Here is a 17,127-nt window from a genome sequence, read left to right on the forward strand (position 1 = left end):
TCAGCTGGTGTACGCCTCCAGCTCGGACAACTGGCCCGCCGGCCAGCCGGTGTTGGCGGTGAACGTCAGCCGCAGATAGCGGACCGGCGTCCCCGTCAGCGTCACCGTCGCCGTGTTGCCGCTCGACGGGTCGAACGTGTAGCCCGCCGGCGCCCTGAGGGAGCCGTACGTGGAGTTGTCGGTGCTCCCCGTGACCCCGATCGTCTGCGTGCGCGTCGCCCAGGCGGCGGCCGGGGGCAGCTTCAGCACCAGACGCTTGACCGCCTTGGCGGCACCGAGGTCCACGGTGACGGACTGCGGGAAGGCGTTGTTGCGGCTCTCCCAGTAGCTGTTGGCGTTGCCGTCGACCGCGTTGCCGGCGCCGTACACGTCGGCGTGGCTCGTCTCGGTGACGGGGCGCCCCTGAGCGAGGTTGCCCGTCTCCTCCGGCGGGTCGGTGGGGTCCGGCGGGTCGGTCGGGTCCGGCGGGTCGGTGGGCCCGCCGCCCCCGGGTACCCCGCCGTTGGTCCACACCGGGGCCGGCCAGACACCGGTGCAGGCGGGCGGATTCGCGTACCAGCCCGAGTTCCCGGTGCCCTGGGTGATCTGGAAGCCGCTGCCGACACAGTTGTGGATCGGGTTGGACTGGGCGATGTGCGTGGCCACGACCTTGTTGAAGGAGGCCGTGCCCGGGGACTGGATCTGGAGCGCGTACGTACCCGCTCCGTCGATCTTGATGTTGTCGAAGTGCAGCCCGTTGCTCGCGCCCTCGATCAGGTGGATCGCGGCGTAGGAGCTGTCCAGGATCTCGCTGTCCGTGATGTTGATGGTGGCGTTGCTGATCGGCTCGTTGAGCCCGCTGAACCAGATCGCGCCGACACCGAAGTGCCAGTTGAAGTCGTTGTTCCCGGTCCGGATCAGGGTGTTGCGTGCGGCGGTGTGGGTCCCCGAGACGGCGGTCCCCCTGCCCGAGTTCACGCCCGGATAGCGGTTGGCGATGTGCAGTCCGCCGCCGTTGGTGATCGTGTCCGACATGACGTTGTCGGAGATGGTGATGTCCTTGCCGCCGTAGGTCACGATGTTGTTGGCGAGGATCGGCAGGACCACCGTGTTGAAGGTGAACTTGTTCTTGACGTTCGGGACGTTCTCCGCCCACATGGCCAGTCCGTCGTCACCGGTGTTGCGGACGAAGGTGTTGGTCACCGTGGAGTTCGTGACGCCGTAGTGGAAGTTCACGCCGTCGGCGGTCTGGTCCAGGATGCGGCTGTTCTTGATGGTGAAGTTGTCCATCGGGCCGTCCATCCAGGCGCCGCACTTGGTGTGCTGCATCCAGACGTTGTCGACGACCGAGTTCGACATGGCCCCGCCGATGGCGTTGACCTGGTCGTCGTCCACCCGCTCACGGATGTCGCCGATGATGGCGAAGTCCTTGAGGGTGACGTTGCTGCTGCCGCCCTGTGCCGCGTACTTGCCGTAGACCCCGACCGCCTTGGCCCGGTCCGTGGGGTGGCGCCCCGTCAGCACGCTGTACCAGGGGCCCGCGCCGCGCAGGGTGACCTTGTCGACGACGATGTGGTCCTGGACCTTGAAGGTGCCCTCCGGGATGTACACCTCCTTGCCCTGGGTGCGCCCCGCGTCCACCGCGGCCTGGATCTTCGCCGTGGCGTCGGCCGCTCCGGTCGGGTCCGCGCCGAAGTCGCTCACCACGTCCAGGGCCCCGGACGGCTTGCCGACCGGCGCGCCGACCTGCTCGAAGTCCGCCAGGTCGACGGTGAACGAGGGTGAGGCGGAGGTGGAGGTCACCTGGAGCCGGACCTTCGTCCCGGCGGCCAGCGTGGACCCGAACATGGTCCGGGTCTCGTCGTAGAAGTGGTGCGGGTTGGTGTCGCCCGGGTTGTTGTTGAAGGGGTAACCCCCGTAGTACCAGCCGTACTTCGACGTCACCGGCACGCTCTTGAGCGAGTTGCCGTTGACCCGCAGGTCGAGCGAGGCGTCCCGGCCCGTCCCGGCCGCGTTGTCCGGCAGCGAGTAGCGGAAGGTCATCGCGTTCGCGGGGGCCGTGAGCGTGAACTCGACGTACTCGCCCGCGGCGTCGAGCGTGACGGCCTGCCGGCCCGAAGCCTCGGAGGGCAGCGAGCCGTAGAGGCGGTCGGGGCCGATCAGTGAGCCGTTGGTGGCGGCGTACTCGGCCTCGTGTTCCTTGAACGGCACGGTGGCGCCCCGGCCGGATATCCCGACGGGGGACGGCGCGGGGACGGCGGCGGCCTGTGCGGCGGGAGCACCGGCCAGCACGAACGCCGTGGCGGTACCGGCGGCGGCGAGCGCGAGGGAGAGGGAGGCGGACAAGGAGCGTCCGAGCAGGCGTGGTACGGGCGATGGTGGGGTCACGTGTGGGTGGTCCTTGCGGCTCGAAGGGCTTCGGACGCCCCACAGGCTAGGAGCACCGTCATAAAGAAGTCCACGGTGCTGCGCAAAATTTCACCTCGGTCGCTCAAATTAGTGACTACGATGCGGGAATACGGAGCGGACATGTCGACCAGGCGTCTTCAAGAAATGAACGTTGTCATGTCCATTGACAGCCGTTCCGCCGTGCTGGCTTCATGTGACCAACGGAATGGGAGCGCTCCCATCCTTGCTGCCCGCCTCACCCCCATGAAAGGCGACAACGGATGAAGTCACGGATGAGAAAACGGCTGGGTACGGCGCTCGCCGCCGCCGTCACCGCGACCGCCCTGCTGGTGACGCTGTCGGGCCCGGTCGCCGCGCAGCAGCCGTCGGCCGTCCCCGCGACCGCGCCCGAGGCCGCCGCCCCGGCGGCCTCCGGCACGGACTGGCTGCACACCGAGGGCAACCGCATCGTCGACGCACAGGGCAACCGGGTCTGGCTCACCGGCGTCAACTGGTTCGGCTTCAACGCGTCCGAGCGGGTCTTCCACGGGCTCTGGTCCGCCAACCTGGACACGGTCACCCGGCAGATGGCGGAGCGCGGCATCAACATCGTCCGTGTGCCGATCTCCACCCAGCTCCTGCTGGAGTGGAAGAACGGCCAGGCCGCGACCTCCAGCGCGGTCAACACCTGGGCCAACCCCGAGCTCCAGGGCAAGACGACCCTGGGGGTCTTCGACGCCTTCCTCGGGGTGGCCGAGAAGTACGGCATCAAGGTCATGCTGGACGTGCACAGCGCGGAGGCCGACAACTCCGGCCATGTGTACCCGGTCTGGTGGAAGGGTTCGATCACCCCCGAGCAGTTCTACACCGCCTGGGAGTGGGTGACCGAGCGCTACAGGACCAACGACACGCTCGTGGCGATGGACGTCAAGAACGAGCCGCACGGCAAGCAGTCCGACAGCCCTCGCGCCAAGTGGGACGGCTCCACGGACCAGGACAACTTCAAGCACACCTGTCAGACCGCGGGCAAGCGCATCCTCGCGATCAACCCGCACGTCCTCGTCCTCTGCGAAGGCATCGAGATCTACCCCAAGGACGGCACGAACTGGTCCTCCACCACGGCGACCGACTACCACGGCATGTGGTGGGGCGGGAACCTGCGCGGGGCGAAGGACCACCCGGTCGACCTCGGCGCGCAGCAGGACCAGCTGGTCTACTCCCCGCACGACTACGGCCCGCTGGTCTACCAGCAGCCCTGGTTCCAGGGCGAGTGGAACCGTACGACGCTGGAACGCGACGTCTGGGACCCCAACTGGCTCTACCTGCACAAGGACGGCACGGCCCCGCTGTTCATCGGTGAATGGGGAGGCCACCTCGACAACGGCCCCAACCAGAAGTGGATGACCGCCCTGCGCGACCTGATCGTGGAGAACGGCATCCACCAGACCTTCTGGTGCCTCAACCCCAACTCCGGTGACACCGGCGGCCTGCTGGGCTACGACTGGGCGACCTGGGACGAGGCCAAGTACGCGATGCTCAAGCCCGCCCTCTGGCAGTCGGGCGGGAAGTTCGTGAGCCTCGACCACGAGGTCAGGCTCGGTGGCGCCGCCAGCACCACCGGCATCTCCCTGGGCGACCTCTACGGCGGCTGATCCGGCCCCGGGCCCGCAGCACCACCCCCGAACGTCCTGAGGTGCCGATGAAACCCCACCGCCTCGGCACCTCAGGGCTCTCCAATCCGCCGTGACAGCGCGGCGCCACCGGCGCAGGGGACCGCCGGCCGGGCGCACGGCCGGCGGTCCCGTCGATTCCCCGGGCAGAACACGTCCGGCCGGTCAGCCGTCCGGCAGCAGGGCGTTGATCAGGAGCAGCGCGATGTCGTCGTTGCCGGGCGTGTACTTCCTCGCGTACCGCACGAGCGTGTCGGCCACCGAGTCCATGTCCTGGTCCAGGGCTATGGCGAAGTGCTCGGCCAGATCGGCGATGGCGTCCTCGACGTCCACGCCCGGCGCCTCCACGAGACCGTCGGTGTAGAGGGCGAGCGCGGCGCCGGGCGGCAGGGGGATCTCCGCCGTCGGGTAGTCGGCCGCCGCGTCGATGCCGAGCAGGAGGCCGGGCGGCAGGTCGAGGAACTCGGTCTGTCCGTCCGGCTGCCGCAGCAGCGGCGCGGGATGGCCGGCGGTGGCCATACAGGCGGTGTTCCCCGCGAGGTCGAGATGGACGTACAGACAGCTGGTGAACAGTCCGGGGTCGAGGTCGGTGAGCAGACGGTTGGTGCGTGCCAGCACCTCGGCGGGCGAGGACCCGGCCGAGGCGTGCACGGCGGTGCGGACCTGCCCCATCAGCGCGGCGGCGTTCTCGTTGTGCCCCTGTACGTCGCCGATGGCGGCGGCGGCGGTCGTCTCGTCCAGCCTGATCAGGTCGTAGAAGTCCCCGCCGATGCCCATGCCCCGGGTCGACGGCAGATAGCGGGCCGCGACGTCGAGGCCGGGGATCCCGGGCAGGGTCTGGGGCAGGAGGTGGGCCTGCAGACTGTGCGCGAGCCGGTCCTTCGTGTCGTACAGACGGGCGCGGTCCAGCGCCTGAGCGAGCAGCCCCGCGATCGAGGTGAGGAGGGCGCGTTCCTCCGGATCGAAGGCGTGGGGCTGGTCGTAGGCCAGGACCAGCGAGCCGACCGGATGCCCGGAGACGACCAGGGGGAGGAAGGCGCAGGCGCCTACAACGTTGCGCAGGCCCGCGGAGGGGTGGGCCCGCTCCAGTTCGGCGAAGGTGGGGAAGAAGTCGGGGATCCCCGTCGTCAGCACATGGGCGGCCGGTGTCGCCGAGGTCAGCGGGGCACCGTCGAAGCGGTCCATGAGCCCGGGCCGGCTGCCCCGGCCGCCCTCGACCCGCAGGCGTCCCTCGGCCGAGGCCATCACGACGAGGGTCTGGATGCGGAACGCCGGCAGCAGCTGGTCGCCGGCCAGCTCGATCACGTCCTGCGTGCCGACGGCCTCGGTGAGCGTCGCCGCCAGATGCATCAGGTGGTACAGGGCGGTCGCCCGGCTGGGCACTCCGGAGGTCGGCGGCAGCGCAGGGGTCTGCACGTCGGCGGGGCCGGGCGCCGTGGTGGGGAGGATGCGGACGCTGATGCCGGTGGCGTTGGGGAAGAGATGGAAGGACAGCCACTGGTCCGGTGGCCGCAGCACGGTGAAGGACGTCTTCTGGCGGCTGATGACGGCGGCCCTGTAGTGGTCCTCGACCGCCGGGTTCCGCAGCCAGGGGAGCGACACCCAGGGGAGGGTGCCGCAGACGTCGTCCGCCGCCGCTCCCAGCAGGGCCGCCGCACCGCTGTTCATGTAGGTGACGGTTCCGTCGAGATCCAGCGCGCAGCTCCCTCCGGGCAGCCGCTGGATGAACTCCGTCGCGGCGGCGGCCTCCGCGGGATCCGGCACGGCCGGCTCCGGGGTGGGCAGCACCCGGGGCCGGCTCCCGGGCAGAACCGGACAGCCGCTGTTCTCGGCCTGCCGCAGGATCGTGTCGATGCTCCGGCAGCCCCTGAGCAGGGCCTCGCGCTCCCCGGGCGCGAGCTGCGAAGGGTGCGACCCCGGCCACAGCAGCACCAGCCCGCCCTGCTCTGCGGCGCCGGTACGCAGGGGCGCGGCAGCCATCGCGAACTGGTACGGCAGGACGAGCGCGGGGCGCGGATAGCGGCGTGCCAGCTCCTCCTGGCTGCCGAGCCAGATCAGGCACCCCAGGCGCACGGCGTCGGCCACCGGTATCGGGGCGGACAGCTGGACCCGGGTCCAAGGGAAGGCCAGCTGCCCCGGCACCCCGGCGAGGACGGTCAGGTGCAGCGTGGTGTCGTCCTCCGGCAGGAGGTACAGCATCGCCACGGAGGCACCCGTCTCGCGCAGGATGTGGGACACGGCGCTGTCCAGCAGCTCCGTGCCCGAACCGGTGGCGGTGGATCGGTCCTGCACCCTTCCCAGGCTCCCCCGGGACAAGCGGCCCCGCACCCGCTGGGCCTTCCCGTGCGGGCCGGTGCCCGGCGCATGCACGAGGGCCCGGATGCCGGGGAGCATCCGGGCCCTCGTGACTGTCGCGTTCCGCGTGGTTACGGGAGCTGCGCCGCCCGTGCCTCGCGCCGGTTGTCGCGGAAGGTGTTCACCCGCCGTGCCGTGGCGAAGAGCGGGATCACCGCCCCCAGGACGACCTGGAGGGCGCAGCCGGTCTGCAGGAGCAGCTGGCCGCCGGGGGCGTCGAACGCCCAGGCGGCGAGGAGCCCCATCGCGCCGACGATCCAGCTGAGCATCGCCACCGCGAGGACACCCCGCGGCTTCGGGTACTCGACCCGGCTGACCATCAGCCACGCCACTCCGATGATCGCGAGCAGCGTCGGCACGAAGGGCAGCTCCAGGAGCACGATCGAGACGACCGTGAGCGCTCCGAAGGGGCTCGGCATGCCCTGGAACATGCCGTCCTTCAAGGTCACGCAGGAGAACCGCGCAAGCCTGAGCACCACCGCCAACAGCACCACGATCGCCGCGAGCGCGGAGACCCGCTGGTGGGCGTCGTCCGCGACCATCCCGTACACCAGGACGAAGTACGCCGGGGCGAGGCCGAAGCTGATGAGGTCGGAGAGGTTGTCCAGCTCCGCCCCCATGGGCGAGGAGCGCAGCTTGCGCGCCACCAGGCCGTCGAAGAGGTCGAACACGGCGGCCATGAGCATGAGGATCACCGCGGTGGCAGCGGAGTGTCGGGCCATGCCCGACTCGTCGCTGCCGGTGAGATGCGGGATGAGGATGCCCGTGGTGGTGAAGTACACCGCCATGAAGCCGCACGTGGCGTTACCCAGGGTGAGGGTGTCCGCTATCGACAGCCTCATGGAGAGGGGCATGTCCTCCGTGCCGTCGGCGTCCTCGTCCTCGGCGGCCTCGGGCACCCAGCCCGCCTGGGTATCAGGATCAACTACGGTCAATTCGAGTCACCCCCGCGGTGGTGGCCTGGCCGACCTCGACCGCGACATCGATACCTTCCGGAAGGTAGATGTCGACGCGCGAGCCGAAGCGGATCAGGCCGATGCGCTCGCCCTGCTCCACCTTCGTGCCCTGCGGGACGTACGGCACGATGCGACGGGCGACCGCTCCCGCGATCTGCACCATCTCGATGTCACCGAGCTCGGTGTCGAAGTGCCAGACAACGCGCTCGTTGTTCTCGCTCTCCTTGTTGAACGCCGGAACGAATCCACCGGGGATGTGCTCGACCGAGGTCACGGTGCCGGAGAGCGGAGCCCGGTTGACGTGAACATTCAGCGGGCTCATGAAGATCGCGACGCGGGTGCGCCCGTCCTTCCACGGCATGATGCTCTGCACCACACCGTCGGCCGGTGAGATGACGCGGCCCTGGGTGATCTCGCGCTCGGGGTCGCGGAAGAACCACAGCATGCCCGCCGCGAGCGCGGTGGTGGGCACGGCCACGGCGGCCCAGCGTCCGGACTTGCGGGCCCGGGCGAGGCTGAGCGCCGCGGTGGCGACGGTCGGGAGGAGCCACGGCGATGCTCCGCGGGCGAGGCGGACCCCGCCGCGCGTTGCAGGGATTTGGCTGTCGGGCATGGATGACCTTCGTAGCGGATGATGCCGCGCTGGCAACGGGGGGACGGCGGCTTTCCGGCGATGCTATCGGGTGCGAGCGGCAACTGGGCAAGCCAGCAGCCGAGTCGGACAGCTGAAAGGCTCCGTACGAGGGTGATCCGGTGTGATGTTCTTCGCCACCAAATCACCCCGAAAGGGACTTTCAGCCCTGGAGCCGGTACTCCTCCAGGAGCCGGCGACCGATGATCATTTTCTGGATCTCGGCGGTACCTTCACCGATCAGCAGCATCGGGGCCTCGCGGTAGAGGCGCTCGATCTCGTACTCCTTGGAGAAGCCGTAGCCGCCGTGGATACGGAAGGCGTCCTCGACGACTTCCTTGCAGTACTCGGAGGCGAGGTACTTCGCCATCCCTGCCTCCAGGTCGTTGCGCTCCCCGGAGTCCTTCTTGCGTGCTGCATTCACCATCATCGCATGGGCGGCTTCGACCTTGGTGGCCATTTCAGCCAGTTTGAACTGGATCGCCTGGTGCTGGGCGATCGGCTTTCCGAAGGTCTGGCGCTGCTGGGCGTACGAAACGCCCAGCTCGAAGGCACGCTGTGCGACGCCGCAGCCACGCGCGGCGACATTCACCCGCCCTACCTCGACACCGTCCATCATTTGGTAAAAACCTCGGCCGGTCGTGCCGCCCAGGACACGATTGGCCGGAATGCGTAGTCCGTCCATGATGAGCTCGGTCGTGTCGACGCCCTTGTAGCCCATCTTGTCGATCTTCCCCGGAATGGTGAGACCGGGACGGACCTCGCCGAATCCCGCCTCCTTCTCCACGAGGAAGGTCGTCATCGACTTGTGGGGTGCCGTTCCCTCGGGGTGTCCTTCGTCACTCCGGCACAGAACAGCCACCAGCGTGGACGAGCCGCCGTTCGTCAGCCACATCTTCTGGCCGTTCAGAACGTACTCGTCACCGTCCTTCACGCCCTTGGAGCTGATCGCGGAGACGTCGGAGCCCAGGGCCGGCTCGGACATCGAGAACGCGCCCCGCACCTCGCCCAGGGCCATCCTCGGCAGGAACGTGTCCTTCTGCTCCTGGGTGCCGTGCTGCTTGAGCATGTACGCCACGATGAAGTGCGTGTTGATGATGCCCGACACGCTCATCCAGCCCCGGGCGATCTCCTCGACGCAGAGCGCGTACGTCAGGAGCGACTCGCCCAGACCGCCGTACTCCTCGGGAATCATCAGCCCGAACAGGCCGAGTTCCTTCAGCCCTTCGACGATCTCCGTCGGGTATTCGTCGCGGTGCTCCAGCTGCGTGGCGACAGGAATGATCTCCTTGTCGACGAAATCCCGGACCGTGGAGAGGATTTCCTGCTGGACATCCGTCAGGCCGGCGGTCTGTGCGAGTCGGCTCATGGCTACTTCTCCCCGTTCTTGCTCGACGGCTGGTTCAGCTCCGGGCGGCCGGGCTGTTCTCCGCCGCGCTCCTTGATGTACGTCTCGGTGGGGACCATCACCTTGCGGCGGAACACGCAGACCAGCGTGCCGTCCTGCTTGTAACCCTTTGTCTCCACATGGACGATGCCGCGGTCGCTCTTCGACCTCGAAGGCGTCTTGTCGAGCACGGTCGTCTCGCCGTAGATCGTGTCGCCGTGGAAGGTCGGTGCCACGTGCTTCAGCGACTCCACCTCCAGATTGGCGATGGCCTTTCCGGAGACGTCCGGGACCGACATGCCGAGCAGCAGCGAATAGATGTAGTTGCCGACGACGACGTTCTTGCCGAAATCGGTCGTCTTCTCGGCGTAGTTGCTGTCCATGTGCAGCGGGTGGTGATTCATGGTCAGCAGGCAGAAGAGGTGGTCGTCGTATTCGGTGACCGTTTTTCCGGGCCAGTGCTTGTAGATGGCACCGACCTCGAACTCCTCGTAGGTGCGTCCGAACTGCATGTCAGGCCTCCGGCGCTTCGAACTTGGAGGTGCGCTGCATGCCGGCCGCGCGGCCCTTGCCCGCGATGACCAGGGCCATCTTGCGGCTGGCCTCGTCGATCATCTCGTCGCCGAGCATCGCCGAGCCCTTCTTGCCGCCCTCCTCCGAGGTGCACCAGTCGTAGGCGTCGAGGATGAGCTCGGCGTGGTCGTAGTCCTCCTGCGAGGGCGAGAAGACCTCGTTCGCCGCGTCGACCTGGCCGGGGTGCAGCACCCACTTGCCGTCGAAGCCCAGCGCGGCCGCACGGCCCGCGACCTCGCGGTAGGCGTCCACGTCGCGGATCTGGAGGAACGGGCCGTCGATCGCCTGGAGGTCGTGCGTGCGGGCCGCCATGAGGATGCGCATCAGGATGTAGTGGTACGCGTCCGCCGGGTAGCCGGGCGGCTGCTGGCCGACGACCAGGGTCTTCATGTTGATCGAGGCCATGAAGTCGGCCGGGCCGAAGATCAGGGTCTCCAGGCGGGGCGAGGCGGCGGCGATGTCGTCGATGTTCACCAGGCCCTTGGCGTTCTCGATCTGCGCCTCGATACCGATCCGGCCGACCTCGAAGCCCATCGTCTTCTCGATCTGGGTCAGCAGCAGGTCCAGCGCGACGACCTGCTGGGCGTCCTGCACCTTCGGCAGCATGATGCAGTCGAGGTTCGGGCCCGCGCCCTCGACAACCGTGATGACGTCGCGGTACGTCCAGTGCGTCGTCCAGTCGTTCACGCGCACGACCCGGGTCTTGCCCGTCCAGTCGCCGTTGTTGAGCGCGTCGACGATGTGGTGCCTGGCGCCCTCCTTGGCGAGCGGCGCGCAGGCGTCCTCCAGGTCGAGGAAGACCTGGTCGGCCGGAAGGCCCTGGGCCTTCTCCAGGAACCGCGGGTTCGAGCCCGGCACTGCCAGACAGGAGCGGCGCGGGCGCAGACGGTTCACGGGCGTGGTCATGCGGGGACCTCCAGAGGGTCGAGCTTGTTCGCTTTCCGGATCTCGTCGACGATACGGCCGATGATCTCGGTGATGCCGAAGTCCTTCGGGGTGAAGACGGCGGCGACGCCGGCCTCGATGAGGGCGTTCGCGTCGGCCGGGGGAATGATGCCGCCCGCGATCACCGGGATGTCCGTCGCCCCGGCGTCACGCAGCCGGTTCAGGACGTCCGGTACCAGTTCGGCGTGCGAGCCGGACAGGATGGACAGACCGACGCAGTGCACGTCCTCGGCCAGCGCGGCGTCCGTGATCTGCTCGGGAGTCAGCCTGATGCCCTGGTAGACCACTTCGAAGCCGGCGTCCCGCGCGCGTACGGCGATCTGCTCGGCGCCGTTGGAATGCCCGTCCAGGCCGGGCTTGCCGACCAGCAGGCGCAGCCGTCCGACACCCAGGTCCCCGGCGGTGCGGGCCACCTTCTCGCGGACCCCGGCGAGCGGGGTGCCGGGCTCGGCGTTGACCGCCACCGGTGCGGACGAGACGCCTGTCGGCGCACGGAACTCGCCGAAGACGTCGCGCAGGGCCCACGCCCACTCACCGGTGGTGACGCCCGCCCGTGCGCACTCGACGGTCGCCTCCATCATGTTCTCGGTGCCCGCCGCGGCCTTCTTCAGCGCGGCGAGCGCCTCGGTGGCGCGGGGCTCGTCACGGTTGTCGCGCCACTCGTGCAGCGCGGCGACGACCCGTGCCTCGTTCTCGGGGTCCACCGTCATGATCGCCGCGTCCAGGTCGGAGGTCAGCGGGTTGGGCTCGGTCGTCTCGTAGATGTTGACGCCGACGATCTTCTCCTCGCCGGCCTCGATCCGGGCCCGCCGCGCGGCGTGCGAGGAGACGAGCTCCGACTTGAGGTAGCCCGACTCGACGGCCGCCATCGCGCCGCCCATCTGCTGGATCCGGTCGATCTCCGCCAGCGACTCCTCGACCAGGGAGTCCACCTTGGCCTCGACGACGTGCGAACCGGCGAAGATGTCCTCGTACTCCAGCAGGTCGCTCTCGTGCGCGAGCACCTGCTGGATGCGCAGCGACCACTGCTGGTCCCACGGGCGCGGCAGCCCCAGCGCCTCGTTCCAGGCGGGCAGCTGCACCGCGCGGGCGCGGGCGTCCTTGGAGAGGGTGACGGCCAGCATCTCCAGCACGATGCGCTGGACGTTGTTCTCCGGCTGCGCCTCGGTCAGCCCCAGGGAGTTGACCTGGACGCCGTAGCGGAAGCGGCGCTGCTTCGGGTTCGCGATGCCGTACCGCTCGCGGGTGACCTGGTCCCAGATGCGGCCGAAGGCGCGCATCTTGCACATCTCCTCGATGAAGCGGACGCCCGCGTTCACGAAGAAGGAGATGCGGGCGACGACGTCACCGAACCGCTCCTCGGGCACCTGGCCCGAGTCACGCACGGCGTCGAGCACCGCGATGGCCGTCGACATGGCGTACGCGATCTCCTGGACCGGAGTGGCCCCCGCCTCCTGCAGGTGGTAGCTGCAGATGTTGATCGGGTTCCACTTCGGGATGCGGTTGACCGTGTACGTGATCATGTCGGTCGTCAGCCGCAACGAGGGCCCCGGCGGGAAGACGTGCGTCCCCCGCGAGAGGTACTCCTTCACGATGTCGTTCTGCGTCGTGCCCTGGAGCCTGTCGGGGTCGGCCCCCTGCTCCTCGGCGACCACCTGGTAGAGCGCCAGCAGCCACATCGCGGTGGCGTTGATCGTCATCGAGGTGTTCATCTGCTCCAGGGGGATGTCCTGGAACAGCCGCCGCATGTCACCGAGGTGCGAGACGGGCACGCCGACCCGGCCCACCTCGCCGCGGGCGAGCACGTGGTCGGGGTCGTAGCCGGTCTGCGTGGGCAGATCGAAGGCGACCGAGAGACCCGTCTGGCCCTTGGCGAGGTTGCGGCGGTAGAGCTCGTTGGACGCCTCTGCGGTCGAGTGACCGGCGTACGTCCGCATGAGCCACGGCCGGTCCTTCTGACGTTCGGTCATGGCAGACCTCAGACGTTGCGGAAGCGGTTGATGGCGTCGATGTGCTGCTCACGCAGCTCGGTGTCGCGCACGCCCAGGCCCTCACGGGGCGCCAGGGCGAGCACGCCGACCTTGCCCTGGTGCAGGTTGCGGTGCACGTCGTACGCCGCCTGGCCGGTGTCCTCCAGGGAGTAGACCTTGGAGAGCGTCGGGTGGATCTTGCCCTTGGCGATCAGGCGGTTGGCCTCCCACGCCTCGCGGTAGTTGGCGAAGTGCGAGCCGATGATCCGCTTCAGCGACATCCAGAGGTAGCGGTTGTCGTACTCGTGCATGTAGCCCGAGGTGGAGGCGCAGGTGGTGATCGTGCCGCCCTTGCGGGTGACGTAGACCGAGGCGCCGAAGGTCTCGCGGCCCGGGTGCTCGAAGACGATGTCGATGTCCTCGCCGCCGGTGAACTCGCGGATCCGCTTGCCGAAGCGCTTCCACTCCTTGGGGTCCTGGGTGCGCTCGTCCTTCCAGAACTTGTAGCCTTCCGCGTTGCGGTCGATGACCGCCTCCGCGCCCATCGCCCGGCAGATGTCGGCCTTCTCCGGGCTGGAGACGACACAGATCGGGTTGGCGCCGCCGGCCAGCGCGAACTGGGTCGCGTAGGAGCCGAGTCCGCCGCTCGCACCCCAGATCAGCACGTTGTCGCCCTGCTTCATGCCGGCGCCGTTGCGCGAGACGAGCTGGCGGTACGCCGTGGAGTTGACCAGGCCCGGGGACGCGGCCTCCTCCCAGCTGAGGTGCTTCGGCTTCGGCATCAGCTGGTTGGACTTGACGAGTGCGATCTCCGCCAGGCCGCCGAAGTTCGTCTCGAATCCCCAGATGCGCTGCTCCGGGTCGAGCATCGTGTCGTTGTGTCCGTCGGAGGACTCCAGCTCCACCGAGAGGCAGTGCGCGACGACCTCGTCACCCGGGTTCCAGGCGTTGACGCCGGGGCCGGTGCGCAGGACGACGCCCGCCAGGTCGGATCCGATGACGTGGTACGGCAGGTCGTGGCGCTTGGTGAGCTCGCTGAGCCTGCCGTAGCGCTCCAGGAAGCCGAAGGTCGAGACCGGCTCGAAGATCGAGGTCCAGACGGAGTTGTAGTTCACCGAGCTGGCCATGACGGCGACGATCGCCTCGCCGGGACCGAGTTCGGGCACCGGCACCTCGTCCAGGTGCAGCGACTTGCGGGGGTCCTTGTCGCGACTGGCGAGACCGGTGAACATCTCGGCCTCGTCCTTGTGCACGGTCACCGCGCGGTACGACTCGGGGATGGACAGGGCGGCGAAGTCCGCAGCCGTGCTGTCCTGCGATTGGATCGCGTCCAGGATTTCCTTCACGGTGATGCCTCCGGCAGATCGGGTCTCCGGCGTCGAGGGAAACGCTCGGAGGCCCCTGTGGTCAGGGGAGCGGTGCGGTGTGGAGGTGTGCCGTCGGTTCGGCGTGTGGTGCTGTGGCCTGCTCGGTGGAGCAGAAGGGTTGCCTGTGACGCAGGCGTCCGGGCGCGCGGACACGTGGTCTGCGGGGACAGCCGGCGTACGAGAGATCTCTGCACGCCGGCCGCCCGGACACCTTCAACGTATGGCACTGCGTGACAGGTGGCAAGGCACCCAGTGCCAACAATTTCTCTCAGTTGTCATCTCGTAGGCACGCATGAGCAACATCATGGGCGGTATGTCGGGGTGCGCCCTCTTTTTACGGGGGCTACGGCGCGGTGCGGTACACGTACGGCGTCGTCGTGCTCAGTGCCGTGAAGCCGATCCTGCGCAGGATCGGTGCCGAGAGGTCCGTCGCGTCCACCTGGAGGAAGCGGTAGCCGAGGTCCGCGGCGATGCGGGCCCGGTGGGCGATCAGCGCCCGGTAGATCCCTCTGCCCCGCCAGGGCGCCGCCGTCCCGCCGCCCCACAGCGAGGCGAAGCCCGTGCCGGGGTGCATCTCCATCCGGGCCGAGCTCACCGGTTCGCCGTCCGCCGTCGCCACCACGGCGGTGAAGGTGCCGGGTGCGCCCGCGAGGCGCTCCAGCGTCTGGTGGCGCAGCCGCGAACCGTCCGTACCGAACGCCGCCTCGTGCGCCCGGACCATCAGGTCCACCCCGGCCGTATCGGTCACGGCACGCAGTGTCACGCCCTCGGGGAGTTCCGCGGACCGGGGCAGGTCCTGGACCGCCGCGACCATCAGGGCCTCCGGCGGCTCCGGCTCGAAACCGGCCGCGGCGAGCAGACCGCCCAGACCGGCCGGGCCGTCATGGGCGTACAGCTTCCACTCGAACTCGGCGATGCCGAGCGTGGTGTAGTGCTCGATCTGCGCCGCGATCTCCGCCGTCGCGCGCTCGGTGGTGAGGCCGGGGGCCGACCACACGACACCGTTCCAGCCGTCGGGGCCGCCCGTCTGCCGTACGACGTCCCCCACCCGCTCGACGCGGGTGGCGGGGCCGTCGGCGCGGGCGTGTTCCCTCATCTCGTGGTCGAAGGCGACCAGCATCTCTTCAGGATCCATGAGCGCATCCGAGCACTCCCTTTCCGGCTCGGCCAGTGGGTTTTCCTCCGGCGGCGCGTCAAGCGGCGGCTGCGGGGCACACGAAAGTGATCTTGAAGGTGCGGCGACGGACAAGGGGTGGGCAACACGATGGACATACGGACGCGCAGAACGGGCCGGCAGGGCCGCCGGCCCGAATTCGACGTCAGACGGACGGCGTTCGGCTTCGCCTTCCTCGCCCTCCTGCTCTGCGGCACCGGACTCGCGGTGCGCGCCGCCCTCAGGAGCGCCGAACGGCATCCGCTGGTCGCCGGGGCCTCCGTGGCCGCGCTGGTGGCGGCGGTCGTGGTGCTCCTGCGTCTGCGCCGCGGCCGCAGGGCGGCCGCCAGGGCCGCCGCGGCAGCCGTCGAGAGCGCCTACGAGGTCGTGGACGCCGCCCTGGAGGAGCTACCGGAGGCCGACGCCCTGCCGCGCCGCCCCGAGCCGCCGCGGACGGCGGGTCACGGGGGCGAGGACCCCTGCGGCCACGCGGCCGTCGATCCGTACGACTTCGAGGGCATGAACCCCTACGACTTCGAGGAGGCCGTGGCCGCGCTGTGCAGGCGCGACGGCTGCCTGGACGCCGAGGTCGTCGGAGGCGCCGGCGACCTCGGCGCGGACGTGGTGGGGACCACGCCGGACGGCCGCCGCCTGGTCGTGCAGTGCAAGAGGTACACGCGTGACAACAAGGTCGGCTCGCAGGACCTCCAGCGCTTCGGCGGCACCTGTTACGCGGTGCACGGCGCTGAGGCGGCCGTGGTCGTCACCACCGGTGAATTCACCGAACCGGCCCTCGAGTACGCCGAGCGGTGCGGCATCGTCTGCATCGGTCGCGACGGACTCACCGCGTGGAGCGAGGGCGCCGCGCCGCCCTGGTACGCGAGCGCGTCCGTGCAGGCCGCCGAGGGGTGAACCCGCCGGGCCGGGCTCAGTGCTCCTTCAGCGCCTGCTGGATCGTGCGCATGATCTCGTCCAGCGGCGCGTCGGTACGGGCCACGGTGACCAGCACCTCGCCCTCGGTGGACACCGAGGCGGCCGGGGCCTTCGAGGGCTCGGCGCCCACGGTCCGCCCGGCCCCGATGCCCGTGCCGAAGGTCTCCCGGACGATCGCGAAGGCGTGGTCGAGCTGCGTCTCCACATCGCCCTGGCCGTCGGCCCGCAGCCAGCGCCGCAGCACATGGTTGTGCGCGGTCACCACCGCGGACGCGGCCACCTCGGCGAGCAGGGGGTCGTCGTTGCCGACATGGTGGTCGCGCTCGTCGAAATGGCCCAGCAGATAGCGCGTGAACAGGCGCTCGTAGCGGGCCACCGACGCGATCTCGGCCTCCCGGAGCGTGGGTACCTCGCGGGTCAGCTTGTAGCGCGCCACGGAGACCGCGGGCTTCGCCGCGTACATCTTCATGACCTCCTTGATGCCGCGGCACACGGTGTCGAGCGGGTGCTCGTGCGCGGGTGCGGCATTGAGGACGGCCTCGGCCCTGACGAGGGTGTCGTCGTGGTCCGGGAAGATGGCCTCTTCCTTGGAGCGGAAGTGGCGGAAGAAGGTGCGCCGGGCGACCCCGGCCGCCCCGGCGATCTCGTCGACCGTGGTCGCCTCGTACCCCTTCGTGGCGAAGAGTTCCATCGCCGCCGCAGCCAGTTCACGGCGCATTTTGAGCCGTTGGGCGGCGGCCCGGGTGACGGCGGCACTCTCCGGGGCATCCGTCGCGGCGGAGGAACGAGGGGACTTGGCGGGTTGGGACATGAGGTGAAC

At 69.2% G+C, this 17,127-nt stretch carries 13 protein-coding genes; 2 read left to right on the top strand and 11 right to left on the bottom strand.

Going from position 1 to position 17,127, the window contains the following annotated elements; all coding sequences use genetic code 11:
• Positions 1 to 2,367: a discoidin domain-containing protein gene (locus AMK10_RS17690; RefSeq protein WP_073748750.1), complete on the bottom strand. Its 2,367-nt coding sequence runs from the start codon at positions 2,365 to 2,367 to the stop codon at positions 1 to 3.
• A 293-nt stretch (positions 2,368 to 2,660) separates the two neighbouring features.
• Between AMK10_RS17690 and AMK10_RS17695 the strand changes: the two genes are divergently transcribed.
• Positions 2,661 to 4,019: a glycoside hydrolase family 5 protein gene (locus AMK10_RS17695; RefSeq protein WP_241839568.1), complete on the top strand. Its 1,359-nt coding sequence runs from the start codon at positions 2,661 to 2,663 to the stop codon at positions 4,017 to 4,019.
• A 183-nt stretch (positions 4,020 to 4,202) separates the two neighbouring features.
• Here the strand turns inward: AMK10_RS17695 and AMK10_RS17700 are convergent, their stop codons facing one another.
• From AMK10_RS17700 to AMK10_RS17740, 9 genes are all read right to left on the bottom strand, one after another.
• A complete protein-coding gene (locus tag AMK10_RS17700; protein ID WP_073749329.1) occupies positions 4,203 to 6,329 on the bottom strand; it encodes a PP2C family protein-serine/threonine phosphatase in 2,127 nt (708 codons plus the stop codon).
• Between the two features lie 134 nt (positions 6,330 to 6,463).
• Positions 6,464 to 7,291, bottom strand: coding sequence for a CDP-diacylglycerol--serine O-phosphatidyltransferase (gene pssA, locus AMK10_RS17705; RefSeq protein ID WP_073748752.1), 828 nt, complete (start codon positions 7,289 to 7,291; stop codon positions 6,464 to 6,466).
• Positions 7,292 to 7,313: 22 nt separating this feature from the next.
• The gene (locus AMK10_RS17710) at positions 7,314 to 7,961 is read right to left on the bottom strand and encodes a phosphatidylserine decarboxylase (RefSeq protein WP_073748753.1); all 648 of its coding nucleotides are present in this window, start codon (positions 7,959 to 7,961) and stop codon (positions 7,314 to 7,316) included.
• Positions 7,962 to 8,142: 181 nt separating this feature from the next.
• Positions 8,143 to 9,348 (bottom strand): acyl-CoA dehydrogenase family protein, encoded by a 1,206-nt coding sequence (locus tag AMK10_RS17715; RefSeq protein ID WP_073748754.1) that lies wholly within the window; start codon positions 9,346 to 9,348, stop codon positions 8,143 to 8,145.
• A 2-nt stretch (positions 9,349 to 9,350) separates the two neighbouring features.
• Entirely contained in the window at positions 9,351 to 9,878 is a 528-nt protein-coding gene (locus tag AMK10_RS17720; RefSeq protein WP_073748755.1) for a MaoC family dehydratase, read from the bottom strand.
• Position 9,879: 1 nt separating this feature from the next.
• The gene (locus AMK10_RS17725) at positions 9,880 to 10,845 is read right to left on the bottom strand and encodes an HpcH/HpaI aldolase/citrate lyase family protein (protein WP_073748756.1); all 966 of its coding nucleotides are present in this window, start codon (positions 10,843 to 10,845) and stop codon (positions 9,880 to 9,882) included.
• Positions 10,842 to 12,854 (bottom strand): protein meaA, encoded by a 2,013-nt coding sequence (locus AMK10_RS17730; RefSeq protein WP_073748757.1) that lies wholly within the window; start codon positions 12,852 to 12,854, stop codon positions 10,842 to 10,844. Before AMK10_RS17730 ends, AMK10_RS17725 begins: the two co-directional genes overlap by 4 nt.
• A gap of 8 nt (positions 12,855 to 12,862) precedes the next feature.
• Entirely contained in the window at positions 12,863 to 14,200 is a 1,338-nt protein-coding gene (ccrA, locus tag AMK10_RS17735; RefSeq protein WP_073748758.1) for a crotonyl-CoA carboxylase/reductase, read from the bottom strand.
• Positions 14,201 to 14,564: 364 nt separating this feature from the next.
• Complete coding sequence (locus tag AMK10_RS17740; RefSeq protein WP_073748759.1) at positions 14,565 to 15,356, bottom strand: GNAT family N-acetyltransferase; 792 nt, start codon at positions 15,354 to 15,356, stop codon at positions 14,565 to 14,567.
• A 129-nt stretch (positions 15,357 to 15,485) separates the two neighbouring features.
• On the opposite strand from AMK10_RS17740, the gene AMK10_RS17745 reads away from it, so the two are divergent.
• On the top strand, positions 15,486 to 16,286 hold the full coding sequence (locus tag AMK10_RS17745; RefSeq protein ID WP_073749330.1) for a restriction endonuclease: 801 nt from the start codon (positions 15,486 to 15,488) through the stop codon (positions 16,284 to 16,286).
• Positions 16,287 to 16,302: 16 nt separating this feature from the next.
• On the opposite strand, the gene AMK10_RS17750 is transcribed toward AMK10_RS17745, so the two are convergent.
• Positions 16,303 to 17,118 carry a TetR family transcriptional regulator gene (locus tag AMK10_RS17750; protein ID WP_073748760.1) on the bottom strand — a complete coding sequence of 272 codons (816 nt, stop codon included), beginning with the start codon at positions 17,116 to 17,118 and terminating at the stop codon, positions 16,303 to 16,305.
• Between the last annotated feature and the right edge of the window lie 9 nt (positions 17,119 to 17,127).

The organism is Streptomyces sp. CB02058, from assembly GCF_001905505.1.
GTDB lineage: Bacteria > Actinomycetota > Actinomycetes > Streptomycetales > Streptomycetaceae > Streptomyces.

What these genes read in the sequence shown, in the direction of transcription:
- AMK10_RS17695 (WP_241839568.1), top strand. Translation starts at nt 2,661, where the DNA reads ATGAGAAAACGGCTGGGTACGGCGCTCGCCGCCGCCGTCACCGCGACC.
- AMK10_RS17710 (WP_073748753.1), bottom strand. Translation starts at nt 7,961, where the DNA reads ATGCCCGACAGCCAAATCCCTGCAACGCGCGGCGGGGTCCGCCTCGCC.
- AMK10_RS17715 (WP_073748754.1), bottom strand. Translation starts at nt 9,348, where the DNA reads ATGAGCCGACTCGCACAGACCGCCGGCCTGACGGATGTCCAGCAGGAA.
- AMK10_RS17720 (WP_073748755.1), bottom strand. Translation starts at nt 9,878, where the DNA reads ATGCAGTTCGGACGCACCTACGAGGAGTTCGAGGTCGGTGCCATCTAC.
- AMK10_RS17725 (WP_073748756.1), bottom strand. Translation starts at nt 10,845, where the DNA reads ATGACCACGCCCGTGAACCGTCTGCGCCCGCGCCGCTCCTGTCTGGCA.
- AMK10_RS17730 (WP_073748757.1), bottom strand. Translation starts at nt 12,854, where the DNA reads ATGACCGAACGTCAGAAGGACCGGCCGTGGCTCATGCGGACGTACGCC.
- AMK10_RS17740 (WP_073748759.1), bottom strand. Translation starts at nt 15,356, where the DNA reads ATGGATCCTGAAGAGATGCTGGTCGCCTTCGACCACGAGATGAGGGAA.
- AMK10_RS17745 (WP_073749330.1), top strand. Translation starts at nt 15,486, where the DNA reads ATGGACATACGGACGCGCAGAACGGGCCGGCAGGGCCGCCGGCCCGAA.
- AMK10_RS17750 (WP_073748760.1), bottom strand. Translation starts at nt 17,118, where the DNA reads ATGTCCCAACCCGCCAAGTCCCCTCGTTCCTCCGCCGCGACGGATGCC.